Source organism: Pseudomonas sp. RIT409, assembly GCF_003052515.2.
Taxonomy (GTDB): domain Bacteria; phylum Pseudomonadota; class Gammaproteobacteria; order Pseudomonadales; family Pseudomonadaceae; genus Aquipseudomonas.
Genome location: NZ_QARE02000017.1, coordinates 63182 through 85753, shown reverse-complemented (window position 1 = coordinate 85753; position 22572 = coordinate 63182). Strand labels below are relative to the sequence as shown.

Genomic DNA, 22572 nt, shown 5'->3' with positions numbered 1-22572 from the left:
CTCAATACACGAGAGAACGATATGCTCGATTCCAAACTGTTACGTACCCAACTTCAGGACGTAGCGGATCGCCTGGCTTCCCGTGGCTTCACACTGGACGTGGCCCGCATCGAAGCGCTGGAGAATCAGCGCAAGGCAGTGCAGACCCGCACTGAACAGCTCCAGGCCGAGCGTAATGCCCGTTCCAAATCCATCGGCCAGGCCAAGCAGCGCGGTGAGGACATTGCGCCGTTGATGGCGGACATCGACCGCATGGCTGAAGAGCTGACCACTGGTAAAAAGGAACTGGACGCCATCCAGTCCGAGCTGGACGCTATCTTCCTCAGCGTGCCCAACCTGCCGCATGAGTCCGTCCCGGTGGGGGCTGACGAGGAGGAAAACGTCGAAGTGCGTAAGTGGGGCACCCCGGCGGCCTTCGACTTCGACGTCAAGGATCACGTCGCGCTGGGCGAGAAGTTCGGCTGGCTGGATTTCGAAACCGCCGCCAAACTGTCCGGTGCGCGCTTCGCCTTGCTGCGCGGCCCGATCGCCCGACTGCACCGTGCATTGGCTCAGTTCATGATCACCCTGCACACCAACGAACACGGTTATGAAGAGGCCTACACGCCGTACCTGGTGCAGGCGCCTGCGCTGCAGGGCACTGGTCAGTTACCGAAGTTCGAAGAAGATCTGTTCAAGATCGGTCGTGACGGCGAGGCCGACCTGTACCTGATCCCGACCGCCGAGGTGTCGCTGACCAACATCGTCGCGGGCGAAATCATCGACGCCAAACAGTTGCCGTTGAAATTCGTCGCCCATACCCCGTGCTTCCGCAGTGAAGCGGGTGCGTCAGGGCGTGACACGCGCGGGATGATTCGCCAGCACCAGTTCGATAAAGTCGAAATGGTACAGATCGTCGAACCTGAAAAATCCATGGAAGCTCTGGAAAGCCTGACGCGCAATGCCGAACGCGTGCTGCAGTTGCTTGAGCTGCCGTACCGCGTATTGGCGCTGTGCACCGGCGACATGGGCTTCAGCGCGGTGAAAACCTATGACTTGGAAGTCTGGATTCCGAGCCAGGACAAGTACCGCGAGATTTCCTCGTGCTCCAACTGCGGTGATTTCCAGGCTCGCCGCATGCAGGCGCGCTGGCGCAACCCGGAAACCGGCAAGCCCGAACTGGTCCACACGCTCAACGGTTCGGGGCTGGCGGTCGGCCGGACCCTCGTGGCGGTGCTGGAAAACTACCAGCAGGCCGACGGTTCCATCCGAGTGCCGGACGTCCTCAAGCCTTGGATGGGCGGCATCGAGGTCATCGGCTAAATGGAATTCCTGCCACTGTTCCACAACCTTCGGGGCGCCCGCGTTCTGGTCGTGGGCGGCGGCGAGATTGCCTTGCGTAAGTCTCGCTTGCTGGCCGACGCCGGTGCGGTCCTGCGGGTGGTTGCACCCGAGATCGGAACGGAGCTGCGCGAATTGATCGACAGCAGCGGTGGCGAACAGATTCTGCGGGGTTATCAGGAGGCGGATCTCGACGGCTGTGTGCTGGTGATTGCCGCCACGGATGACGAACCGCTCAACGCCCAGGTTTCCGCCGATGCACGCTCGCGCGGAATGCCGGTAAACGTGGTGGATGCGCCTGCGCTGTGCAGTGTGATCTTCCCGGCGATCGTTGATCGTTCCCCTTTGGTGATCGCCGTCTCCAGTGGTGGGGATGCGCCGGTGCTGGCGCGTCTGATCCGGGCGAAGATGGAAAGCTGGATTCCACCCACCTATGGCCATCTGGCCGGTCTGGCGGCGCGGTTCCGCCATCAAGTGAAAAAGCTTTTCCCGAATGTTCAGCAACGCCGCGCGTTCTGGGAGGACGTTTTTCAGGGGCCGATTGCCGACCGCCAGTTGGCGGGGCAGGGAGCGGAGGCCGAGCGTCTGCTGCAGGCCAAGCTCGATGGCGCGCCGCCGCCCGCCACCGGCGAGGTCTACCTTGTCGGTGCGGGGCCGGGCGACCCGGACTTGCTCACCTTCCGGGCCTTGCGTTTGATGCAGCAAGCGGATGTCGTGCTCTATGACCGTTTGGTGGCCCCGGCGATTCTCGAACTGTGCCGCCGCGATGCCGACCGGATCTACGTCGGCAAGAAACGCGCGGATCACGCCGTACCGCAGGACCAGATCAACCTGCAGCTGGTGGAACTGGCCAGGCAGGGTAAGCGTGTTGTGCGGCTCAAAGGGGGCGATCCGTTCATCTTTGGCCGTGGCGGGGAAGAAATCGAGGAACTGGCCGCGCAGGGTATTCCGTTCCAAGTCGTACCAGGTATCACCGCGGCTAGCGGTTGCGCGGCCTACGCCGGGATTCCGCTGACTCACCGCGACTACGCGCAATCCGTTCGGTTCGTGACGGGGCATTTGAAGGACGGCACCAGCGATTTACCCTGGAAGGACCTTGTTTCACCCGCGCAAACCCTGGTGTTCTACATGGGATTGATTGGGTTGCCCATCATCTGCAGCGAATTGATCCGGCATGGTCGTTCCGCCGACACGCCCGCGGCGCTGATTCAGCAGGGCACCACAACCAATCAACGTGTCTTTACCGGTACGTTGGCCGACCTGCCGCAATTGGTGGCGGAGCATGAAGTGCATGCGCCCACGCTGGTGATCGTCGGCGAAGTCGTGACCTTGCGAGATAAGCTGGCGTGGTTCGAGGGCGCGCAGGGCAGCGTCTGACAGGGAAATCACCAACGCTTCAATGCCGGACTCACCGCCCCCGAGTGGCCGCTTGCCGGGGCGGCCACAGAGGCGAGGGCGGCAGATCAGGTGGGCTGCCAGATCCCACGGCCGGGTAAGCGCTCACGGTCATGCGCTACGCTGAAGTCCTGCGCCGGCCCCTTGGGCACGATACCCGTGGGGTTGATGGTTGCATGGCTGGCGTAATAGTGGTGCTTGATGTGCTGGAAATCGACCGTCTCGGCCACGCCGGGCAGTTGGTACATCTCGCGCAGCCAGTGACTCAAGTTCGGGTAATCGGCGATCCGACGCAAGTTGCACTTGAAATGGCCGTGGTACACCGCATCGAAGCGAATCAGCGTAGTGAACAACCGCACGTCCGCCTCGGTGAGGTACTCGCCTGCGAGGTAGCGTGTGGTCTGCAAAAGGTCTTCCAGCGCGTCCAGCTCGGCGAACACTTGGTCGAAGGCCTCTTCATAGGCATTTTGCGAGGTCGCGAAGCCCGCGCGGTAGACGCCATTGTTGATTGCCGGATAAATGCGGTCGTTCAGGCGGTTTATCTCTTCGCGCAGCGCCTCCGGGTAAAGGTCCAGCGAATTGCCGGTCAATTCGTCGAACGCGGAGTTGAACATGCGGATGATCTCCGACGACTCGTTGCTGACGATCCGGTTGAGCTTCTTGTCCCAGAGCACTGGCACGGTGACGCGACCGGTATAGTCCGCCGTGTCGGCCAAGTAGCGCTGATACAGGTACGTGTGGCCGTCCAGGGCGTCGCCCGTAGAGCCCAACTGTCGGTCAAAGGTCCAGCCGTGTTCGCGCATCAGCCAACTGACCACCGACACATCGATCAGACTCTCCAGCCCTTTGAGCTTGCGCACGATCAGCGTGCGATGCGCCCAAGGGCAAGCCAGGGAAACATAGAGGTGGTAGCGTCCGGCTTCGGCCTTGAATCCGCCCTCGCCTGAGGGGCCGGGCCGCCCATCGGCGGTCACCCAGTTGCGGCGCTTGGCCTGTTCACGTTGGAACGCCCCGTCTTTGCTGCTTTCATACCACTGGTCATGCCAGCGTCCTTCGATGAGAAGGCCCATGTCTGACTCCAATCACTGAGTACGTTTGTACGTTGGAGATCAGTCTAAAGGCAATCGTTCGAAGAAATAGCGCAAAGAATCGGGGGTAACAATCGACTAGATCGATTTGTTCCGGTTTGCCCAATACTGTTCGGCCCGTTCGAAGGCTTCAGCGCGCGACAATCCGAGGCCCCGAAGCGCCAAGGCCATGGTCGAGATCAATGCCAGATGCGGGTAACTGTCATCGATCTCGCCTGTCCAGACGCGCAGGAGGTGTTGCGGGTCGAGGCTGGCCGGTTTCACGTGCCGACGCTCGGACAGGGCCGGCCATTCCTCGTCCCACGGCTGGCCGGCAGTGGTGCCGTAGAGGTGGCTGAGGGTGTCCGGGTTGATTTCAACTTCGCCGCCGTCGCCTTTGACTACGATGGCGTGATCTCCCAGCAGGCTGCTGGCGTCGCGGTGCACCGATTGATAACCAGGGTGGAAAATGCTCTGCAAGCCGCAGCGAGCGCCCAGTGGGTTGAGCACACGGGCCAGCGAGTGAATGGGTGAGCGCAACCCCAGTGTGTTACGCAGGTCGATCATGCGTTGCAATTGCGGCGCCCAGTCCCCCAGCGGTATGAACGCAATGTTATGCCGCTCCAGAGCGTCATCGACGGCCCGCCAGTCGCGACACAGCTCAATGCCCACCAAACCGAGCAGTTGCTCGCTGTACAGACGGCCTGCGGTGTGCGCGCCGCCGCCATGCATCAATACCCGCACCCCGTTCTGCGCCAGGCATTTGGCGGCCAGCAGGTACCATGGCAGGTGGCGCTTCTTCCCGGCATAGCTTGGCCAATCGATGTCCACCGCCAGCGGCGGGGCGGTGAGACGTTCGCGCACGGCTTCGGTGAAGCCCGCCAGTTCTTCTGCAGATTCTTCTTTATGGCGCAGCAGCATCAGGAAGGCGCCAAGCTGGGTGTCCTCAACCTTTTTGTCCAGAACCATGCCCATCGCCTCGCGTGCTTCCTCGCGCGTGAGATTGCGGGCGCCGCGCTTGCCTTTGCCCAAGATGCGGACGAACTGGGCAAAAGGATGCTCGGCTGGGGTTTCGGTGACGAGAGGCGCAAATTCGGTCATAAACAGTTAGTCGGCTTGGGCAGGCCCGCCAGCTTCGCGGCGAGTTTGGCGGGAGTGCCATTGAACAGGCGGTTCAGGTGCAGGCTGTTGCCTTTTTCCGGCCCCAACTGTTGCGCGGTGTACTTCACCAGTGGACGGGTCGCTGGCGAAAGCTGGTACTGAGCATAGAACGCCCGCAGCACGGTCAGGATTTCCCAGTGGTCAGGCGTCAGGGCAATGTCCTCTTCCCGCGCCAGCGCTTCGGCGACATCGTGCGACCAGTCGTTCAGGTCTTCGAGGTTGCCGTCCTTGTCCAGCGCGATGGCGCGCCCGTCGACGATCAGCTGCTTCATAACCACGTGTTGACCTTGTCGTAGTGCACGGCCAGCGCAACGAATGCAGGGTAGTCAACGCCGGTGGCCCAGTCAGGCAATTCCAGGCCTCGGGCCTTGGCGTCTTCATCGAGGACGAACAGGCGCAGGCTTTCCGCCTTCGCGTCCAGCATCTGACGCGCCGCAGTGGATGCGTTCAGCGCATAGGTCGCATCGCCACACAGCAACACGGCGTCTTCGTGACCCAAGATGCGAAGACAACTGTTCAGCCGGGTGTCTGCGAAGGGCGAGTGAGATAATACGTGCAAGGTCGCCATCAGATTGTGATCACCTGGTCATAACGGTCGATAAGCGCCGCGATTTCATGATCGCGCAGGATGTGCAGCGGCTCGACGTTCAAGCCAGCGCAGGCCAGGCCGCGCTCCGCCAGGCTGGTGTGGCAAGCAAACAGCTCTTCGACTCCAAACATGGCCAGCGCCTGCAGGTTGGCTGTCAGGTCTTTCTGCTGCAGGGCCCTGGCCTCTTGGGAGGGAAGAAGCTGCAACACCCCATCGTCCAGAAACAGCATGCCCAGCGGCAGGTCGAACGCACCTCCGGCCAGGGCGATGTCCAACGCTTCCCGGGCGCTGGGGCCTGACCAGGGGGACTGGCGGCTGATGATCAACAGAGAGCGAGGCATCTCAAGGCCCTCCAAAGCTGATGAGGCGATCTGACGCCTGGACTGCATCGTGCAACTGCCCAAGCCCGGACAATTCCCAGGGCGAGGTGAGGTTGGCGGCCGGACGTGAATAGCGCTCTGCCTCCTCTTGGTTGAGCACGCCACGTCGCAGGCCCGCCGCGATGCACACGACGGCATCCAGATGGTGGGCAGTGACGAATTCACGCCATTGTGCGGGAATGTCCTGTTCGTCCTGCGCCGTCACGACATTCGACGAAGCGCTGTGAACGCCATCCTGATAGAAGAACAGCCGCACGATCTCATGCCCCGCGGCAACGGCAGCTTGCGCGAACAGCAGCGCGCGGCGGGAGGAGGGGGCATGGGCCGGTGAATAAAGGGCAATGGCGAACTTCATGTCAGGCTCGGACAGCGGTTAGCGAGAGAGAATGGGGAACATGATAAAGAATTCAAGGAAGCTGGACAGCAAAAAGCCCGCCTAAGCGGGCTTTTTGTCGAGGGAGGCGATCAGTCGTCGCTGCTACCCATGATGCCGAAGATCTGCAACAGGCTGATGAACAGGTTGTAGATCGACACATACAGGCTGATGGTGGCCATGATGTAGTTCCGCTCGCCGCCGTGGATGATGGCGCTGGTCTGGAACAGGATGCACGCCGACGAGAACAGCACGAAGCCTGCGCTGATAGCCAGTTGCAAGCCGCTGATCTGGAAGAACATGCTTGCCAGCACCGCCGCCAGCAGGACGAAGAAACCAGCGGTGATGAAGCCACCGAGGAAGCTCATGTCCTTGCGGGTGATCAGCACATAGGCAGACAGGCCACCGAACACCAGTGCGGTCATGGCGAAGGCGGAAGAGACGACTTCAGCGCCGCCCTGCATGCCTAGGTAGCGGTTGAGGATCGGGCCGAGGATGAAACCCATGAAGCCGGTCAGCGCGAATGCCGAAACCAGACCCCATGCTGAGTCACGGAGTTTGTTGGTGAGGAAGAAAAGGCCATAGAAGCCGATCAGCACCACGAACACGTTCGGGTAACGAACGTTCATTTGCTGGGCGACGAACGCCATGATGCCACTGAAAACCAGGGTGAGGGCCAGAAGGCCGTAGGTATTGCGCAGGACGCGGCTAACCTCTAGCTGCTCGACCTGCACGCGGTTATTGACTGCGTAATCCTGTTCGCGCATGGCGCTACTCCTGATCGTTGAAGAATCGAGATTTGAAATCTCAAGTTGCAAAGATCATAACAGAGCCACTGGCCGAGGCGAGTCAGAGAGTTTGACAGCTTGTTTCATTACGGTATTATGGCGCCCGCAACGCATCCGGCGGTGCGGTCATGGGGTTCCAGGCCGCGGTTTCACGGCTGTCGAGGTTGGTGGCTTGAATTGTGTTTTCACGCTCATGCAATGAATTTGCGTCACTGAAAACAGCGCCTTCCGTGATCGAATGCTTCGGGAAATTGGCAGAGTGGTTGAATGCACCGGTCTTGAAAACCGGCGAACGTTAATAGCGTTCCCAGGGTTCGAATCCCTGGTTTCCCGCCACACAGATACAGAAAAGCCCTGCACATGCAGGGCTTTTTTGTTTCCGCGGTTTGGTATTTCAAGGGCGGTTTTCCGGCCAACTTGGGAGCAGTTCCGAAACTTTTGGGGAACCAGTTCCGAAACTTTCCCTATTTTGACGGCTTCGCGGTTACGCCGACTCGCCTGTAGACGCGTTTGGTGATCTCCTGTTTGGTGTGTCCCAGCAGCAGGCTGGCATCGCCGATATCGACAATTTCGGAAGCGGCCTTTGGCCGGATATCCCTGAACTGAAATCCCGCAATCTTTGCTGCCAGCATGGGATCTCCATCCTTGGTGGCCTTCTGCTGCGCTTTCTCCCGAGCTTTGTCCCACCTCAAACGCAACATACCCTTTGTCATTCGTTTTCCGTGCTTGCTGATTAGCAGGTATTTGGACGGGTGGTGTGCGTTCCGCTCCGTGATCTCCCTGATCAATCTGCCCAGGCTGTTCTCCCCTAACTCGTTCGTCAGCAAAATTCTGAGCTTTTGCTTCGTCTTACCCTGGATGACCATGAAGTAATCGCCGTCACGGTCATCGCTGCGCATGAGGATCACGTCGGCGGGCCGTTGGCCGGTCAGGTACGCCAGGTCCATCGCTTCCCTGAGCTCTGGTTCCGCCATGTCATAGACGGCGTCCCACACAACCGCGTTAGCGTAGTAATCACGCGGAGTTTCCTTGTTCTTCCTGATGCCCTGGCAGGGGTTTTCTCGTTCAGTAAGGCCCCACTCGCGCGCCATGTTGAAGATGTGCGACAGCAGGGCGATCTCGCGGTTGGCTCGTACCTTGGCTGTCCGGGCGTCGCGGTATCCAGCAATCATCGAAGGCGTGATCGAATCTATGGGGGCCTCGTCGAACAGCGGGCGAAGCTGCTTCAGCTCTGCACGGTTATCAACCTGCGTACGCTTCCCCTTTTTTGGAATGATTTCTCGTTCATACCTGTCGAAAATCGCCTTCATGATTTTCAGGTCGGCCGGCTTATCCTTCGCTTCGAGCTCTGCCCATTTCACCCTGGCCTTGTCCAAATCACTGCCCAACGGGATCTCTTTTCCGGTTGAGTCCCTGTAGTAGTACCCGACCCATACTTTGCCGGATTTACGTAAGCGCTTGCGCCGCACTACGCCAGGCGGCAAGTCCCGATTCTCTGTGTTGCGTGGGCGCATATCAGCTCACTCGCGAGAAATCTGGCGTCCAGACCGGGCGCGCTGGTGGCGGGTTTGGATCGACCATGCCAGGCGGGAGCATGCCCAACTTCATGCGGGCGTACTGCCGGCCAACGAGCGGTCGCTTCCCGCGGCTTTCGACATACGACCACTTGCGATCATCCAGCCAGCGCCGCTGGTAGGCTCTGGCCTTATAGCCGGTGATTTCGGCAAGCTCATCATCTGAAAGGATTTCAGAATCCATGTTGGCTACCTCCGGGTCTATGCGGGCTTGAGCGGCTGAGCGCGCTCAGCTTTGATTTCGGCGATAAATTCGGCGGACAGCCGGGCAGCGACAGAGCTTTGCGACCATGACAACGGACCTGACTTCCGGATCATCTCGTTGAGCAGTTCGAAAGCAGCGATCAACTGATCGTCTTGCAGTTCGCCATCCTCCGGAAGGTCGTCGCAGAGGTGGTCCGCTGCATCGATCTCGCTCGGATAGTTCGGCTCACAGATGCACAACCTTGCGTCCTCCGGTTCGTGCTCAGCGTCAATCAGGTAGTCGCGCAGCGAATCAATGTCGAAGAAGTAGGTGTCGGTGTCATAAATGACCAGCGGCTCCTCCGCCCAGTCACGTACCTCCATTTTTAGGAAACGCTCATCCATGCGCTCTTGTCGGCATACTTCGCAGGAGCCGTTGGTGGCGTGAATCGGGTGTTCTGGGTTGATCTTGCAATGCCGGTGCGTGGAGCCGCAGTAGCGAGCCATGTCTTCGTCATTGCCCCAGAATCGTCCGCTGGCGTCGACCCAACCGCTTACCGTCTGAAAACTTGCAGCCTCGGCAGAATCGAACATGACTACTTTTTCGTTGCGCATAGGAATACCTCGCCCGCCGCTTGGGCTGGCATGTGGATGATGGGGAAGGGGTTAAGCGGATTTGCGTGCTGGCGGTGACGGCGGGAACCCGAAATGCACTCGGCGGCGTCCGGTGTAGCCGCACTCATAACAGCCGCTCGGTTCGTGCGCGTTGTACCCGTATGAGCAGGACGAGCAATCGCAACTACATCCAGAGCAACCCACCGTGGCAACGCCGATCTGTTCGACCTTGTTGCTCCGCAGGATCAGATAGTTCACCCGACGGTCGAGTCTGAAGCCGGTTAGCTTCTCCGCCTCCTCATAGGTTGCAGGTTCACGGCGAAAGCCGTATTTCGCGGTGGAGTCGTCGACAATTCGCAAGACGGTTCTCATACCGCCTCCTTGCCGCGCTGCCACCAGTGCCAGGCGCGGGCCAGATATCGGTCACGGTAGCTGCCGCTGATCATGCGCTGCTCCTGACACCACGCGACGGTGCAGTTGTTGTCCTCTGCGTAGGCCTGTTCGAATTGGTCGCGACTGGTCATGGCGTCACCCGCTTGAACTCTACGACCCAGACCCACGGGTTGGACTCCCAAGCCTGTGGACCGTTGATCCCTGTCCATAGGTCTTTGAACGCTGGGATCGGATATTTATGGCAGGTGCCGTCTTCATCGGTTGCGGTCCACACTCGACAGCCGCGGTCCCGGTGCACGCCCTCAGCAACAGCTTGCTCATAAGTGATGTCCTGCAACCGCTCAACGCGCACGTCGGCTATCTCGAGCAGGATGCGGCTGGCCCAGCGCGGCATATGGATCGAAGGACGTCCTCGGCCTTGTGTGATCATGGAACAGCCGGTTTGCCGAACCGCGCAGTCTGCTGGGTAAAGGATTGGCTCGCCCTGGCTCAAGTCTCGGGGCGCGATCGAGTCCACCTGTGCATCTGCTGCCCAGGTCTCGCGCACCCACAGCCGGTCGCCGGCACGGCCGTAAGGACAAAGGTCGGCATTACCGGGCAGCGTCAGAAATGAAGGTTCGAACCCAGCGGCCAGGCAATCCAGAGCTGCCTGCTTCTTCACCTCACGCCGCGTGACCGTTTTCCGGCCTTCCAGAATGGCGCGCACCATCGGCGCGCTGAACAGAATCGGGCGTTCTTTAATCTGGGTCATGGCGTCACCTGCTGGCCAAGCAGCACATCAGTGACCACTTCCCAAAGCCTCGCTGGTGACCACTGGAAGCGGTCGAAGTCGGTGTCGGGCTCGATGCCAAATCGGCAAGTTGAGTGAGCCCCGCGCGAGTATTCCCCAAACTCCTGCATGATCGTCGCGACCTTGCCGTTACCTTGCGGCTCGGTACGATGGTATTTGTAGGCGCGCTGGTTGTAGGTGCTGCCAGCGCTCACTGTGAAATCGTCTGTAACGACCATGTTCGTGCGACCGTCAGGCGTCCAGGGTCTTCCGCCGCGCGGCGTTCTTGCGCCTTCGTGCAGATACATGACGAATTCGCCGTCCTCGCACCAGATATCACCGTATTCGGTGTTGCGTTGCTCGCCGACCAGCACACGCGACACGAAGTCGAAGCGATGGTCGTGAATCGCCGAATGTTCGAAGCAGGTCCGGCGCGGCAGTTCAGGATGCCAGACGTGCAGGCGCTGATTGCCTTCCAACTGCACTTGGACAAAGCCAAGGCCATGCAGCGTGATTTTGTCGGTCATGATGTCGTCGATGATCATGGCTGAATTCTACGAGCCCAGCTTACATACGGGCCGTCCTCGGTATCGAAGATGCCCATCAGAAACCACTCAGGACCAGGTGATTCTGGATTCCATGCTGTGCACGCCGCGTCTTCATCCGGCAAATCGTAGGTTTCGTCACCTGAATGCCAGCCCTTCAGTTCCAGCTTCTGGGCTTCAACCCAGGCCAGGTATTGAGCAGGGTCTTCACCGTCGCCAAAGTTGGGCACATCTGGATGCCACCACCAGCCGTCTTTGTCTCGCTTCACCTCCGCTGGGCCGAAAGGCTTTGGCGAATGGGTTGGGCAAGGTGTGACGTAGAGGACGTCCGAATACTGTCCGCCGCCGTCACTGAACCGAGATTTGCAACCGCACTCTGCTGGCTCGTTGTTCACGAAAATGATTTCTTCAGGCATGACTATTCCTCGCCGCGCATAGGCGCAGCAGGCAATGGATAGGGTGGGGAGGGGTTATTGCTCTGGAGCCGGATGCTCGGCGTTCCACTCTTCAAATGCTTCCTGCGTCGTTGACGCAGTGATCGTCTCGTCGCAGGTGTGACAGAAGGCCTTGCCGCCGCAGGCTCCAACATCACGATGACCCTGCTTGCACGGGTTCATCCGCCAGTTGTCTTCGGTGAGCGCTGCATCAAGTTCCGGGTATTCGGGGCGGGCTGGCGGGTAGGCGTCGGCCTTCATCGCCTGGTCAATGGCGGCGCGAAGGTTTTCGTTGTAGTTCTCTCCGATCACCCGCTCATGCGGCTTGTCCATCCAGTGGCCGATGATCTCAATGCTGGTGCTGTGGTCGCCGGTATCTGCAATCGGGCTGCTGTGGTGGCGAACATCCCAGTATTCCGACTCAAGCGCATCAAGCCGACGCTTGTCTGCCTCGAGTTCGTCTACCCGCTGATCGGCGATCATGAGACGGGCTTGCAGGGCTGCGACCTCGGCCTGCAATCGGATGATGTGGGCGTCGAAGTCCTCGGCACGGACGCAGCGAATGTTGTGCGCGTCCTCTGCCCAAAATCTCAACACACTGGCTGCACCTACATCGGTACCGCCTATGTTTTCAACTTCCCCGCCAGCAGGCGTCATAGGGGCGGCCATGCCTCGAATCTCTTCGATTGTCTGGCATGGATCCCCAACAAAGGAACTGGGCTTGCCAGCACCTGAACGACCGGGGCAGTCCGGCGCATGACGCTCTGGTGCTGCGCTGAATCCTACCGGACAGTTGCAAAGCGTGAATCGACTCATAACCCCTCCCGCGGCGAAACAATGCCGCTCGCTTGAATGACTTCCATGCCGAGATGCCCGGCGAGTTCGATTTCGACGTTGGCGCCGCGTGAGACCTGCCAGCCAGGCAAGAACGCCACAACATCGCAGGTCAGCATCTGGCGGATTGCGTCACGCATGCAGAGGTGCCACGGGGCGTTGGCGGGCAGAGCATTCTCTGCAGGATTCTCGACGGTGTAGCCCAGGGCGCGGAGCCGGGCCGCTTCGGCGTTGAATGCCGGGTAGTTGTAATCGGGCAGGCCAGTCATAGGCCCGCTAAGGTAGATGCGAACGAACATATTTCTTAACCTCTGCTCATTTCCATCCGTCTAGCCCATGATCCTGAGGAAATGGGAAAATCGGGTCGTTCATTGCGTCGTTGGAAAAAATCAAAATAAGTAACAGGAATAAATTTTTGATCAGTGCTGCCGATACCCCATAGACGATCACTATGGAGATGGATGTATGAGGAATGGTCATCGGAAGCCCTGGGGTGCATCACTTTTTGTAAGTGCAGTAGTTGCCCTAGCGCTATTGATTTTCTATTTGGTCTTCAAAAGCTATATCGATATGTTTGGTACACACAAAATAAATGATGCCGCTGCTTGGGGACAGTTCGGGGATTTTGTAGGCGGCCTTACCAACCCAATCCTTAGTTTTCTAGGGTTGCTTGTACTGCTTCAGACCTTTAGGTTTCAAATAGAAGCTTCTGCTCGGCAGATTGAGGTGAGCGAAATTGAGAAATTTGAAAACACTTTTTTCAAGCTGGTCGATAAGTTTGACAAGCAAGCCGCATCAATATTCAGGGGCGCTAAGAACGAAAACTACAACAAAACGCTCAGGTCTAAACTTCTGAGCGAGAAAGAGCGGCTTTCAACCCAAGATTGGGCTGAAGGGCTAGCGCACGCTGGTGTCCATGTCCGGAAGGTTATAGAGTCAGATAATGACCGGCTTGGCAGCTTTGGAAGGAAGTTCTCCCAGTGTCTTTATTTCATAGATAATTCCTCGCTCACTCATGATAAAAAAGAATTCTATTTCACTTATGCTCTTGAGTCATTTATGAAACATGAGATGACTATATACATGGCTATAGTTTTCGCCAGAAGTCCAAAAAGTGTGGAAATTATAAGAAGGTACAAGTTGGCTTCCCGCCTTAAAGATTCCGCGTTCTGCTGTAACCAAGTTCGGGAGCTATATTCCGGTAAAGACTATGATGGAGCTTATCCTCTTCAAAAAGCTAAGTCAGCAGATGAGGATTTAAAGAGCGATGCATTGTAATTCGTTATATTCTGAATCCTTGCCTGTTGCGCTACTCATGGAACTGGCAGCAAACAACGGTCTGCCAGCGCTGAGTCGTGAAAGACATCCATCTGAGCCGCGCCGTCAAGCCAGGCTGTGTAGAGACGCCGCCGGGAGAGCGCTGCATATTCGGGGTTTAGCTCGCACAGGATAGACCGGCGGCCTTCCTGCATCGCAACAAGAGCAGTGGTACCGGCCCCGCCGAACGGGTCGAGCACCAATCCGCCCCGTGGCGCTCCGGCGAGAATGCACGGTCGGATCAGGTCAGGCGGGAACGTGGCGAAATGGGCGCCTTTGAAACTGTGTGTGGCCACAGACCATGTGCTGCGCTTGTTGCGTGTGAGGCGAGGGCCGATTTTGTGCAGCGAGCCTCTGATATTGGAATTCTCGGATTCGCGCTCACCTGGCAGGGCTTCAGCCGCGGAAATGTTCCCAGGGCCTCGCGGCTCTATCGCGTCTTCAGCAATTGCTGCCTGATCAAAGTAGTACTTCTTCGATTTGCTCAGCAGGAAGATGTATTCGTGCGACTTGGTGCACCGGTCGCGGACGCTTTCCGGCATCGGGTTGGGTTTGTTCCAGATGATGTCCTGTCGCAAATACCAGCCGTCGTCCTGTAGCGCGAATGCAAGGCGCCAAGGAATACCCATCAGGTCTTTCGATTTCAGGCCCATCTCGCGGCCGCGCACCCCGGTACCAGACTTGAACCGAGGGTGCTCATTAATCTGGCGGGCCGAGGTGACGCTGCGCCCGGACATTTGGCCGTCGCCTTGAGGCCTGCCCTGCGCTCCCCAGCTACCGGCGTAGCTGTCGCCCATGTTCACCCAGACCGTGCCGTCGTCGCGAAGTACTCGACGCACCTCGCGGAACACTTCAACCAGCCTGGCCAGAAATTCGCCGGGCGTTTGCTCCAAACCGATCTGACCCTCGACGCCATAATCGCGCAGACCGAAGTAAGGCGGACTGGTCACACATGTGTGAACTGACTTGTCAGGCAGCGTCCGCATCATCTCGATGCAGTCGCCAACCAATATCTGGTGCCGCTGGGTCATGGCTCGATTCCATGCGAGTAGAAATGGCCTACGCTTAACGCTCCACATGGAGGGAACGGTCATGAGCGAAGACAGGGAAAGGGCTTTGATTTTGGCGCTGAAGGCGGTGCTGATCGCTGCGGGGAGGCAGGGCCTGAAAGTTGACGGACTGACGGAAGCAGCCATCGACGAGTTGCTTCAGCACAAGGATTACGATTCAGCGTACGTGCCTGCCGCCATCAATGAGATTGAGGTGGCGGCTGATGCGGTGGGGTGATCAGGCAACTGCCCGAACAGGGATCGCGCGAAGGTGATCTTTCTGGTCTGCAGTGCCGAGGTATGGCTTCAGTTCCGCACGGGTGTATTTCCCAGCGCTGTTTTTGTCAGTTGTATAGCCGCTGTAGTTTGGCCCGAAGTAAGCGCCGCCATGCTTGTCGCTCCAGATCATGAACAGCGGCTCATGGTTCGGAAATAAGATGTCACGCAGCCTGGCCGCTCGTTCGAAGTTCATTTCGGCGACAGCCTTCGACATTTCAGCCTCAAGCCGCTTGCGACCTTGGCGCTCATTACGCTTCCTGCGCAAATCCCCTGGGTTACTCACATAGATCTGCCCGTGCCAGATGTTGTAGATGGCGGAGTATCGCCCTGTGACTATCGTCCAGTTGCCGTTTAGGCAGTAGAGCGCAATGCCTGTCACGATACGGCCGTAGTAGTCCTGCGCGTAAACGCGCATACCGTCCTCGATGATCTGCCCATCGCCGGACTGCTCTGCCTGATTGCTGAATCGCGCGCGACCGAGGCTCTCAACGTAGTGCCCTGAGTGTTTGCGTCGCTCAAGTACAGCTTCCATCGCAGTCACTTCATTACGCCCCGGCCCGATCTTTAGGTCGCGGCTAGGCTCGAATTTGTAGTTGGTGAAGACGCTTAGCAGGTATCGCCTGATCTTTTGGCGGGTGTGCTCCATCATCAGGCGGAGCATGTAAGGCATGCGTTCTTCTTTTTGGTAGTCGTAACGACCGCCATTCCGGTTCTCGACATTAACTACGTCTTGCCACATCTGGAACTCAAGAGTGCCAAAGCTCATCTTCAAATTGCCCTGCAAATCGCCGCGCCGACATTCACGCTCTGCGCGTCGGCTGTCCTGATAGATCGACGGGTAGCGATCGCACTCACGCTGATCAAACTCAGGGAGCTTGCACGACCAGCCCATGCGGTTCAGTTGCTGAACGATGCGTGCGAAAACCTCACGCTTGAATCTGCTTTCCCAAGCTTTCTGTTCTTTCCAAGGCGCGCCGTGTGGGTAGCCCTCAGTGCGAACATAGAAGTTCGCGTCACCGAATGTGATGACACCAGATCGTTCGATTTGCATGGCAATGCTCCGTGCGGGATCAAGCCTCCGAAAGTTCGGTGGCGAATAGGTTGGTGGTGGGCTATACGTGGTTACCGGCATGGGGCCGGGCACAAGGAGAAAAAAATGTTCGTGCCGCTTGAAGGACCAGAGTACCCAACGAACTCTTTCCGCTATGGGGAAAGGCTTGTTCGCTTCACTTACAGAGTCGATACGCAAACTTCAGCAGTCGGCGGTGTAGACATCGACGCCAAGCTTCAGAATGGCGAAGGGGAAGAGCGCATCTACACACTTCGAGGCAACTGGCCTTCGAAGGAGGAAGCTCTCAAGGCTGCCCAAGACTGGACCGCAAAGTACTTCAACCGATCCTAAGTCGCGTCACCAGAATCGCGCGCTAACTCCCGACGCGACCCTCGATCAAACTGACGCGCAAGCTTTGGAGTTATCACGAAAGCTGACGCGTCAGGCTTTCTCAGCCGCCTGGTCTGTTCCTCATGTGGCATCGACAGGAAGGACAGCACAAGATCTTGCCAAAGCTCCTGCATCTGGCTGTAACCGTGGTCCTTCATCGCTCTGGTAATCCCCGATTTGACACCGATCGGCATGTCCACCTTCACGGTTTCGATGCCCAGGCGTGCCTTCTCCGCGTTCTGGCGCTCCCGGTAATCCGCCGAGTGCTTCGCGGCTCCTTTCTTTTCCATGCTGCGCCTCGTTGCTCTGCTGCGCTTCCAGTTCAAGCCAACCCTGTCGTCGACGCTGGTGTACGAGTTTGTTGATCTTGCGCATCAGGTCGGTTCGGTCAGGGTGATGGCGTGTTCTTTGGCGATGCGCCGGACGGTCCGGCTGTCGATACCGATCGCTGTAGCGATAGCCGAAGCGGTATTGCCCGCGGCTGCCAGCTCACGCACGCGAGGCTCATGCTTATCGCGGCGCAGCTTAAGGTTCTTGGGATGGTTGCCGATGGCGGTGAAAGGCACCTCACCGCTTACGCCCGGCGGGATGTTCTGAACGCGTTGGCCGGTGGCCAGGTATTGCGCGATCTGGGCATTGAGGTCAGCGATGATCTGTTGCCGCGGATCAGCTTGAGGAGCGAAGTTCATGGCTGATACCCCATGGCGACGAAGCCGAGAGTCACCAAGCTGACGACGGCGATCCAGCGCAGCATGAGCCGTGCGCAGTTGCCGACATTGATCTGGGCGGCCTGGGTGAAGTCAGCCACGTTTTCGAAGCTCTGCGCGGCCTGGCACGCGCTGTTGTGCCCGGCGACCTCGGCGCATTCCACACCGGTCTTGCGGTCGAGCACGCCGAACAGGTTGTTTTGATGCGGCACCACAACGAAACGCGGCTTTGCGTTGAATTCTGCGGTGGCTTGCTTGGCGCGCTGGCGCAGCACGTCGAGGACGGCGCGCTTTTGCTGAATTGTCTGATTCATGTCCTTTCCCTCAGTTGGTTGCATTCATTCGTCAGCACTCTGGCCGCCTGCTTGTTGCCGATGGGCGCAGGTGAGAGTGCTGGCGGATAAACGTGAGGCGAAAAAAAGCCCTGTCGACGCAGGGCTTTTTCTTTTCTCACTGGCTCAACGAGGTTACCCCCTACGTTGGCAGTTATCCCGGAGCCGCGTGGGGCGGTAGTCCGGGCTCGCAGTGTTATTTCATGGCTGCAAATCCTCCGCTTGGTGCGCGCCGGATGATGGCGGGCGCTGGCCTGTCTTCAGGTTTGATGCAGGGGGCCGCCTGCGCGGTGTGGACTCGTCCGCATCGGAGAGTGATCGAAACACCAGGTCGCTACTCCTGCTTGTTTCCCGCCGGATTTTTGATGTTGGCCGTCTTGCACACACCGGCCCAGGACATTCACGGGTCTTTGCGATCCTACCGTTGCAGCCCGCTCGGGCACGCTTCGGTCACTCTCCGATGCGACCTCATCGAGGTTTTTTAAAGCGCACACAGGTGAGCATTACCGCGCTTAATGCTCGTCAGGGTGAGGGTTAAGTGGTGCCGTGCACTCTGTGAATCCACAGGAGGATGGTTCAGTCGTTGTCAGGCTCCGGATCCCAGCCTTTCACTTCATAGGCAAAGGCCTGCCACTTTTCTTGTTCGTCCTTCGACATTTTGTGCCAGCCCCGCGATTCGTCCCGAAACACGAATTCGCCCGCCTTGAGCTTAAGCGTTCCGCAGTTGCTACCTATGTCTTCATCGGCATAAACAACGCAAATTTCTGCTTCGGGATGCTTGGCTGACAGAGCTTTCAGGACAGGCTCGGGACAGCTCCATGCGGTATCGAATTTCAGCGTGCCAGATTCAAGATCGGGATCCTGATCACAGGCGTTCCACTTCGTACCCCAGTTGGCATTGGCGAAGTCCAGGGTGTGAAAGTGCCCGGTCAGCCGCTTGTTGCGCAGCATCTGCACAAACTGCTCAAACTGCTCGTCATTGAGGTTCAGCGCGTTGGCGCCCTGACGATTTGATTGCTGTAGGGATGCGATCAGCGGGTGTTCGTTCAATGGTTGGCCGCTGATGACCTCAGCGCACTGCTCGGCAGCACTGTCGATCCCCTTCCAAGGAAATGATCCAGCGAATGTGATCAGTGTGTTGAAGTCGATTCGCCCCTCTGTGTTGATCAGCGATTGCAGCACCTCCTTGGGAGCGCTGACTTTGTTTGTTACCCAATTCGGCATCTTGGTTTCTCCGGTTGATTTCCCGTCTGGCCCTCAACCTCGAAGGCCAGCCAGTGAAACCTTGTAGCGCTACGCCGCCGATGGCCTCGCGCTTTCGTGTGTTTGGCCTTGAGCTTCCCTGTTCACTCCGCGTAGATCGGCTTCCACGGTGTGGTCATGGGGTCAGATATTCGCTACACGACAGTCAACTGCAGCTCGGCGGCCCGGTGGGGGTGGGCAGTCCGTCGTGGGTTGCCGGTCCGTATTCCGGCTGGTCTGGCTACTTCATTGGCAGGTTCCTCCTCTGTCGTTTGTTCCATCCCATGCGCGGCGCCGGATTCATATCTCTGCCCAGGTCACACATTTCGTGGACGGTGTTCTTCCCGGGTGGCTTGCACGGTTTGGCGTGCTCGCGATGTGGCGAGCCCGGCAGCTATCCAGAGGCTGCGTGGGCGACGGTTTAGCTTTTCCCGACCCAATGGGTACGTCGCGGTGGTTACGTCGGTTTTTTAAAGAGCGGTTCGGAGCGGTGCATCGCCGCGATGTGAGAAATTTAAGCAATCTGAAATTCGTAGTCAAGCATGCTGAATAATTATTTTCAGAACGCTGAAATTATCAGGCAGCAAAAGCCCGCACATGGCGGGCTCATTTCACGCTTCGCAGTATTCCTTCCACCCGATCTTGAACGAATCCTCGTCCAGCCTTTGCACCCGAATCCCCTGGGTGCTGGCGATCTCATTCATCAGTCGCCACCAATCTGACTTGCCCTCGTTGGGCAGTCTTGAAACGGTTACGAACTGGACCCGCTGAACCTTAGGATCGCTGATGATTTCTTTGACGCGGTGGCCGATTTGCTCGTAGGTGCGGGACTTGACCTGGGTGAACTCGGGCTGCTGAAGCATTGTGAACCTCCATTTCTACTGCTGTATGAATATACAGTAAAAAGGATCCAAATGAATGGCAACAGCTTTAGAGTACAAATGTACTCTTTCGGACTGCGGGCATAAAAAAGCCCGCGAGTGGCGGGCTAGAGTGGTTTCAGTCTTCCAGTAGAACTAACGTCATTAGCACCTGTTTCAAGTTGTCATCAATGGGCTTCAAGGCTGTTCGCACCTTTGCCGCCAAGTGGAGATGACCTGAGTCCTCAGCCCAGTCAGCAATTTCGTCGATTGCCGCAGCCAGGGCGATTTGGTTGTCGTTGAAAGCCTTCAGCAGGCTAGGAAGCATGTCCAAGTTGCGCATGGCGAACCCTCCGCGTCGGAAGGGAAGCGTAGCAGGCAGGAAGAGGAGGAGGGATAACGAAGCGCCTGCGGTCCGTATCGCCTACGCTTTCAGCTTTACTGATTGGAGGCAGACAGATGGTGACAAAGGATAGGGCCTTTCCAGTGCGTGACCTAATCATCGCCTTGCTGCGAGATCAGAATATCCACACAGGCCATTGGGGCCTCTCTGTGCACTTCAACGCTTCCGGCACCACTGTTTCCCCAACAGGCCACCTCAATGCGGGTTTACCTGGTCTGGCTATCGCTGTCACGGGAGTATCATTGGTCGCTGCGAAAAATGGCGAGGCTGGAAGTCTCGACGCATCCTTGGTCAATCCTGCGAAGACCAGCAGGGCCAAAAAGCCGACCAAACAGACTTAACAGTAGACAGACACGAAAAGCCCGGCGCAGAGCCGGGCCAAGTTGCATTATCTGACAATGCTGAGACGTGCTTTGGGTTTGAAGTTGTATAGATTACCAAATCACTTCGGTCGCGGAGAAACGGGTGGGTATGAAAAATTTCCCATATCAGGTGCGTCCATCTCTGCCTGTGTACAACGTAAACGCCTAGCTCGCTCCAGCAAAGCCCACATTTCTCCGCCATAGTTCGGAGGTCTCCCCTGCATTTGTAGCAAAACAACTAACCCTTTGACGGTGCCGCTGACTCCTGCGCACTCCCAAACACGTTGAGCTTCAGACGTGGGCATTGGTGCGTTTAATCTTCGGCTCGCGCCCTCAGACAGTTGCGGAGTCGAATGGGTACAACCTCCAACCAGGGCAAGCATTAACAGGCTTGCGATTTTCGTTTTTCTCATGAGTCCATCATTGATCTAGGTCCAAAAAATATATCGAGGCTGGAGCTAAACCAGCATTGCTCAAAGTTTCATCAGTGCTCGCACCACAACACCAATGATCCGGCAGTCATCCTCGCAGGCCTCTATAGGGTAGGCAGGGTTCAACGGCTTCAGGAAACGCCGTCCGCCATCATCCACCAGCTTCTTGAACGTGGCCTTGTCGCTGTTCGATAGCTTCGCAATAACCAGCTTGCCAGAGTAGGCATCCGCTTCGGTGTCCACCAGGATCAGACTGCCCTCGGGGACGCTCTGACCAATAGGTGACGTCATTGAGTCGCCTTTGACCTCAAGCCAGAAGGCCGGGCCTTTAGCGGCGTACTCCGACATCTCGTAATGATCGGAGAACCCAGGCGGGTATGGTTCGACTGCCTCAGCCCAAGTACCCGCGGCAACCCAAGAAATGACTGGGTAGCGGTACATCATGTCCGGCTGATTCGTCATCGCGACGTTTGAATCTGGTTCCTTCTCGGGGCCTTCGCCAATCGCCAGCCACTCGGCACGAAAACCAGTGGCTTTCGCCAGGGCGTAAAGGTTTTCGGGCTTCAAGCTTTTGCTCTCGCCAGTAATCCATTGCGTCACTGCAGAGTTCGCCACGCCGCAAGCGGCAGCGATCTCGCCCTTCTTCTTACCGCTCAACTCAATGGCGCGGGCAATACGTTGGTGTCTATCCATAGGCCCGATATTAAGTTAACTGAATTTAAGCATGCAGCATGCTTAAGGTTCCTCTTGACTCAGCAATTTCAGAATGCTGAAATTACGCCAAGATCACGTGAGGACCACGTCAAATGAAAACCAAAGAAGTCGCTGCTCACTTCGGCAGCAAAACGAAGCTGGCCGAGGCGCTGGGAATCAGCCCCAGCGCGGTGACGATGTGGGGCGAAACAGTGCCGGAAGGTCGGCAGTTTCAGTTGCAGATCCTCACGAACGGTCAGTTCAAAGCCGTTACCAAACCCGAAGCCGCCTAACGGCGCTTCGAGCTGAAGCGAGACCATCGCCTACTCAAAGCCGCGCAGAGCTTCATCGCTCAACTGATCACGCAACTGACTGGCCTTTAACTCAAACGCAGGCCAGGGCCGCAACTGAGGAGGCAGGGGCAGGGTGGATGCAAGGACACCCTCAAAGCAGCAGAGGGCGGTTATCTCGCCCCGCAATTCATAACAGCTGGTCATGGATGCGTCCTTTATCGGTTGATGGAAACATTTTGAAACGCGTGGTGGCACGCCGCCACATAAACAAATTTGAGGTTTTAGGAATGCAGGAATTTCTGAGAGCGTGCGACGCAGTTGTAGAGGACGCGGACACCAAGAACCTTGCGACCTTGATGAACATGCCGGCAGTGAGCTTATTGCAGCGCGCCAACGCGAACTACGACGGCGCCTGGTTCAACGCCAAGCACCTCTATGCATTGTTGCTGCACACGAACGATATGCGTCCGCTCGAAGCATTAGCGGGCGAATTTGGCTATGCGATCGTGCCGCTGGTACAGCCTGCCGCCATCGACATCCATCAAGCGCTGGGGCGCGCCGCGCTTGAGTTCGCTGAAGTGACCGTAGAAACGCACAGCGCCATGGCGGACGGTCGTGTCGATCAAGTCGAGCGCGCCCGGATTCTGAAAGAGATCGCCCATGCCGAGGACGCCCTCGCCACTTTGAAAGCATCGGTGAAGGTCGCCTGAATCGCGGGCAATAAAAAAGCCGGTGGCTAGACC

At 57.8% G+C, this 22572-nt stretch carries 33 protein-coding genes and 1 tRNA gene; 8 read left to right on the top strand and 26 right to left on the bottom strand.

All coding sequences use genetic code 11. The features are described 5' to 3' along the window. The first annotated feature begins 21 nt into the window (after nucleotides 1-21). Both serS and cysG read left to right on the top strand, forming a co-directional pair. A complete protein-coding gene (serS, locus tag DBP26_RS20040; RefSeq protein ID WP_108239262.1) occupies nucleotides 22-1302 on the top strand; it encodes a serine--tRNA ligase in 1281 nt (426 codons plus the stop codon). After that, complete coding sequence (cysG, locus tag DBP26_RS20035; protein ID WP_108239261.1) at nucleotides 1303-2697, top strand: siroheme synthase CysG; 1395 nt, start codon at nucleotides 1303-1305, stop codon at nucleotides 2695-2697. A gap of 86 nt (nucleotides 2698-2783) precedes the next feature. Here the strand turns inward: cysG and DBP26_RS20030 are convergent, their stop codons facing one another. From DBP26_RS20030 to DBP26_RS20000, 7 genes are all read right to left on the bottom strand, one after another. Continuing rightward, nucleotides 2784-3785: a glutathione S-transferase family protein gene (locus DBP26_RS20030; RefSeq protein WP_108239260.1), complete on the bottom strand. Its 1002-nt coding sequence runs from the start codon at nucleotides 3783-3785 to the stop codon at nucleotides 2784-2786. A 96-nt stretch (nucleotides 3786-3881) separates the two neighbouring features. Continuing rightward, nucleotides 3882-4883, bottom strand: coding sequence for a glycosyl transferase family protein (locus DBP26_RS20025; RefSeq protein ID WP_108239259.1), 1002 nt, complete (start codon nucleotides 4881-4883; stop codon nucleotides 3882-3884). After that, a complete protein-coding gene (locus DBP26_RS20020) occupies nucleotides 4880-5215 on the bottom strand; it encodes a TusE/DsrC/DsvC family sulfur relay protein (RefSeq protein ID WP_108239258.1) in 336 nt (111 codons plus the stop codon). The genes DBP26_RS20025 and DBP26_RS20020 overlap by 4 nt, the downstream gene beginning before the upstream one ends. Then, the gene (gene tusB / locus DBP26_RS20015; RefSeq protein ID WP_108239257.1) at nucleotides 5212-5511 is read right to left on the bottom strand and encodes a sulfurtransferase complex subunit TusB; all 300 of its coding nucleotides are present in this window, start codon (nucleotides 5509-5511) and stop codon (nucleotides 5212-5214) included. Before tusB ends, DBP26_RS20020 begins: the two co-directional genes overlap by 4 nt. Continuing rightward, a complete protein-coding gene (gene tusC, locus DBP26_RS20010) occupies nucleotides 5511-5873 on the bottom strand; it encodes a sulfurtransferase complex subunit TusC (RefSeq protein WP_108239256.1) in 363 nt (120 codons plus the stop codon). The genes tusB and tusC overlap by 1 nt, the downstream gene beginning before the upstream one ends. Before the next feature lies 1 nt (nucleotide 5874). Beyond that, a complete protein-coding gene (gene tusD, locus DBP26_RS20005; RefSeq protein WP_108239255.1) occupies nucleotides 5875-6267 on the bottom strand; it encodes a sulfurtransferase complex subunit TusD in 393 nt (130 codons plus the stop codon). 110 nt (nucleotides 6268-6377) lie between these two features. Beyond that, nucleotides 6378-7052, bottom strand: a complete 675-nt coding sequence (locus DBP26_RS20000) for a Bax inhibitor-1/YccA family protein (RefSeq protein WP_108239254.1) — start codon at nucleotides 7050-7052, stop codon at nucleotides 6378-6380. A 266-nt stretch (nucleotides 7053-7318) separates the two neighbouring features. Here DBP26_RS20000 and DBP26_RS19995 point away from each other — a divergent pair. Further along, nucleotides 7319-7409: transfer RNA gene (locus tag DBP26_RS19995), tRNA-Ser, on the top strand. 128 nt (nucleotides 7410-7537) lie between these two features. Here the strand turns inward: DBP26_RS19995 and DBP26_RS19990 are convergent. From DBP26_RS19990 to DBP26_RS19955, 10 genes are all read right to left on the bottom strand, one after another. After that, nucleotides 7538-8587 carry a tyrosine-type recombinase/integrase gene (locus DBP26_RS19990; RefSeq protein ID WP_108239253.1) on the bottom strand — a complete coding sequence of 350 codons (1050 nt, stop codon included), beginning with the start codon at nucleotides 8585-8587 and terminating at the stop codon, nucleotides 7538-7540. A 1-nt stretch (nucleotide 8588) separates the two neighbouring features. Continuing rightward, complete coding sequence (locus DBP26_RS19985; protein ID WP_108239252.1) at nucleotides 8589-8831, bottom strand: DUF4224 domain-containing protein; 243 nt, start codon at nucleotides 8829-8831, stop codon at nucleotides 8589-8591. A 17-nt stretch (nucleotides 8832-8848) separates the two neighbouring features. Continuing rightward, nucleotides 8849-9445: a hypothetical protein gene (locus tag DBP26_RS19980; RefSeq protein WP_108239251.1), complete on the bottom strand. Its 597-nt coding sequence runs from the start codon at nucleotides 9443-9445 to the stop codon at nucleotides 8849-8851. A gap of 51 nt (nucleotides 9446-9496) precedes the next feature. Then, a complete protein-coding gene (locus DBP26_RS26890; RefSeq protein WP_146749676.1) occupies nucleotides 9497-9817 on the bottom strand; it encodes a hypothetical protein in 321 nt (106 codons plus the stop codon). Then, nucleotides 9814-9969: a hypothetical protein gene (locus tag DBP26_RS27000; protein ID WP_158541442.1), complete on the bottom strand. Its 156-nt coding sequence runs from the start codon at nucleotides 9967-9969 to the stop codon at nucleotides 9814-9816. The genes DBP26_RS26890 and DBP26_RS27000 overlap by 4 nt, the downstream gene beginning before the upstream one ends. After that, nucleotides 9966-10589, bottom strand: a complete 624-nt coding sequence (locus DBP26_RS19975; RefSeq protein ID WP_108239250.1) for a hypothetical protein — start codon at nucleotides 10587-10589, stop codon at nucleotides 9966-9968. The genes DBP26_RS27000 and DBP26_RS19975 overlap by 4 nt, the downstream gene beginning before the upstream one ends. Beyond that, complete coding sequence (locus tag DBP26_RS19970; RefSeq protein ID WP_108239249.1) at nucleotides 10586-11152, bottom strand: hypothetical protein; 567 nt, start codon at nucleotides 11150-11152, stop codon at nucleotides 10586-10588. The genes DBP26_RS19975 and DBP26_RS19970 overlap by 4 nt, the downstream gene beginning before the upstream one ends. Continuing rightward, a complete protein-coding gene (locus DBP26_RS19965) occupies nucleotides 11149-11568 on the bottom strand; it encodes a hypothetical protein (protein ID WP_256601944.1) in 420 nt (139 codons plus the stop codon). Before DBP26_RS19965 ends, DBP26_RS19970 begins: the two co-directional genes overlap by 4 nt. Nucleotides 11569-11622: 54 nt before the next feature. Further along, nucleotides 11623-12255, bottom strand: a complete 633-nt coding sequence (locus tag DBP26_RS27070) for a hypothetical protein (protein ID WP_177411094.1) — start codon at nucleotides 12253-12255, stop codon at nucleotides 11623-11625. Nucleotides 12256-12398: 143 nt separating this feature from the next. After that, the gene (locus tag DBP26_RS19955; protein WP_108239248.1) at nucleotides 12399-12719 is read right to left on the bottom strand and encodes a DUF4406 domain-containing protein; all 321 of its coding nucleotides are present in this window, start codon (nucleotides 12717-12719) and stop codon (nucleotides 12399-12401) included. Nucleotides 12720-12885: 166 nt separating this feature from the next. Between DBP26_RS19955 and DBP26_RS19950 the strand changes: the two genes are divergently transcribed. Then, nucleotides 12886-13698, top strand: a complete 813-nt coding sequence (locus DBP26_RS19950; protein WP_108239247.1) for a hypothetical protein — start codon at nucleotides 12886-12888, stop codon at nucleotides 13696-13698. A 35-nt stretch (nucleotides 13699-13733) separates the two neighbouring features. Here DBP26_RS19950 and DBP26_RS19945 read toward each other — a convergent pair whose 3' ends face one another. Then, nucleotides 13734-14768: a site-specific DNA-methyltransferase gene (locus DBP26_RS19945; RefSeq protein WP_108239246.1), complete on the bottom strand. Its 1035-nt coding sequence runs from the start codon at nucleotides 14766-14768 to the stop codon at nucleotides 13734-13736. A 61-nt stretch (nucleotides 14769-14829) separates the two neighbouring features. Here DBP26_RS19945 and DBP26_RS19940 point away from each other — a divergent pair, with 61 nt between their 5' ends. Beyond that, entirely contained in the window at nucleotides 14830-15024 is a 195-nt protein-coding gene (locus tag DBP26_RS19940; protein WP_108239245.1) for a hypothetical protein, read from the top strand. Here DBP26_RS19940 and DBP26_RS19935 read toward each other — a convergent pair whose 3' ends face one another. After that, nucleotides 15025-16116, bottom strand: coding sequence for a UvrB/UvrC motif-containing protein (locus tag DBP26_RS19935; protein WP_108239244.1), 1092 nt, complete (start codon nucleotides 16114-16116; stop codon nucleotides 15025-15027). 105 nt (nucleotides 16117-16221) lie between these two features. Between DBP26_RS19935 and DBP26_RS19930 the strand changes: the two genes are divergently transcribed. Beyond that, a complete protein-coding gene (locus tag DBP26_RS19930) occupies nucleotides 16222-16467 on the top strand; it encodes a hypothetical protein (protein ID WP_108239243.1) in 246 nt (81 codons plus the stop codon). Here the strand turns inward: DBP26_RS19930 and DBP26_RS19925 are convergent. From DBP26_RS19925 to DBP26_RS19885, 7 genes are all read right to left on the bottom strand, one after another. Further along, nucleotides 16464-16796: a hypothetical protein gene (locus DBP26_RS19925; RefSeq protein ID WP_108239242.1), complete on the bottom strand. Its 333-nt coding sequence runs from the start codon at nucleotides 16794-16796 to the stop codon at nucleotides 16464-16466. The two genes, DBP26_RS19930 and DBP26_RS19925, sit on opposite strands and share 4 nt — an antisense overlap. An 84-nt stretch (nucleotides 16797-16880) precedes the next feature. After that, nucleotides 16881-17195: a hypothetical protein gene (locus DBP26_RS19920; protein WP_108239241.1), complete on the bottom strand. Its 315-nt coding sequence runs from the start codon at nucleotides 17193-17195 to the stop codon at nucleotides 16881-16883. Then, complete coding sequence (locus DBP26_RS19915; RefSeq protein WP_108239240.1) at nucleotides 17192-17527, bottom strand: hypothetical protein; 336 nt, start codon at nucleotides 17525-17527, stop codon at nucleotides 17192-17194. The genes DBP26_RS19920 and DBP26_RS19915 overlap by 4 nt, the downstream gene beginning before the upstream one ends. A 594-nt stretch (nucleotides 17528-18121) precedes the next feature. Then, nucleotides 18122-18769: a hypothetical protein gene (locus DBP26_RS19910; RefSeq protein ID WP_108239239.1), complete on the bottom strand. Its 648-nt coding sequence runs from the start codon at nucleotides 18767-18769 to the stop codon at nucleotides 18122-18124. 629 nt (nucleotides 18770-19398) lie between these two features. Next, nucleotides 19399-19650 carry a DUF1654 domain-containing protein gene (locus DBP26_RS19905; protein WP_108239238.1) on the bottom strand — a complete coding sequence of 84 codons (252 nt, stop codon included), beginning with the start codon at nucleotides 19648-19650 and terminating at the stop codon, nucleotides 19399-19401. Nucleotides 19651-19786: 136 nt separating this feature from the next. Beyond that, nucleotides 19787-19990: a hypothetical protein gene (locus DBP26_RS19900; RefSeq protein ID WP_108239237.1), complete on the bottom strand. Its 204-nt coding sequence runs from the start codon at nucleotides 19988-19990 to the stop codon at nucleotides 19787-19789. A gap of 895 nt (nucleotides 19991-20885) precedes the next feature. Beyond that, nucleotides 20886-21536 carry a LexA family transcriptional regulator gene (locus DBP26_RS19885; protein WP_108239234.1) on the bottom strand — a complete coding sequence of 217 codons (651 nt, stop codon included), beginning with the start codon at nucleotides 21534-21536 and terminating at the stop codon, nucleotides 20886-20888. 113 nt (nucleotides 21537-21649) lie between these two features. On the opposite strand from DBP26_RS19885, the gene DBP26_RS19880 reads away from it, so the two are divergent. Next, nucleotides 21650-21829, top strand: coding sequence for a Cro/CI family transcriptional regulator (locus DBP26_RS19880; RefSeq protein WP_108239233.1), 180 nt, complete (start codon nucleotides 21650-21652; stop codon nucleotides 21827-21829). A 287-nt stretch (nucleotides 21830-22116) separates the two neighbouring features. Beyond that, complete coding sequence (locus DBP26_RS19875) at nucleotides 22117-22539, top strand: phage regulatory CII family protein (RefSeq protein ID WP_108239232.1); 423 nt, start codon at nucleotides 22117-22119, stop codon at nucleotides 22537-22539. Nucleotides 22540-22572: the final 33 nt, after the last annotated feature.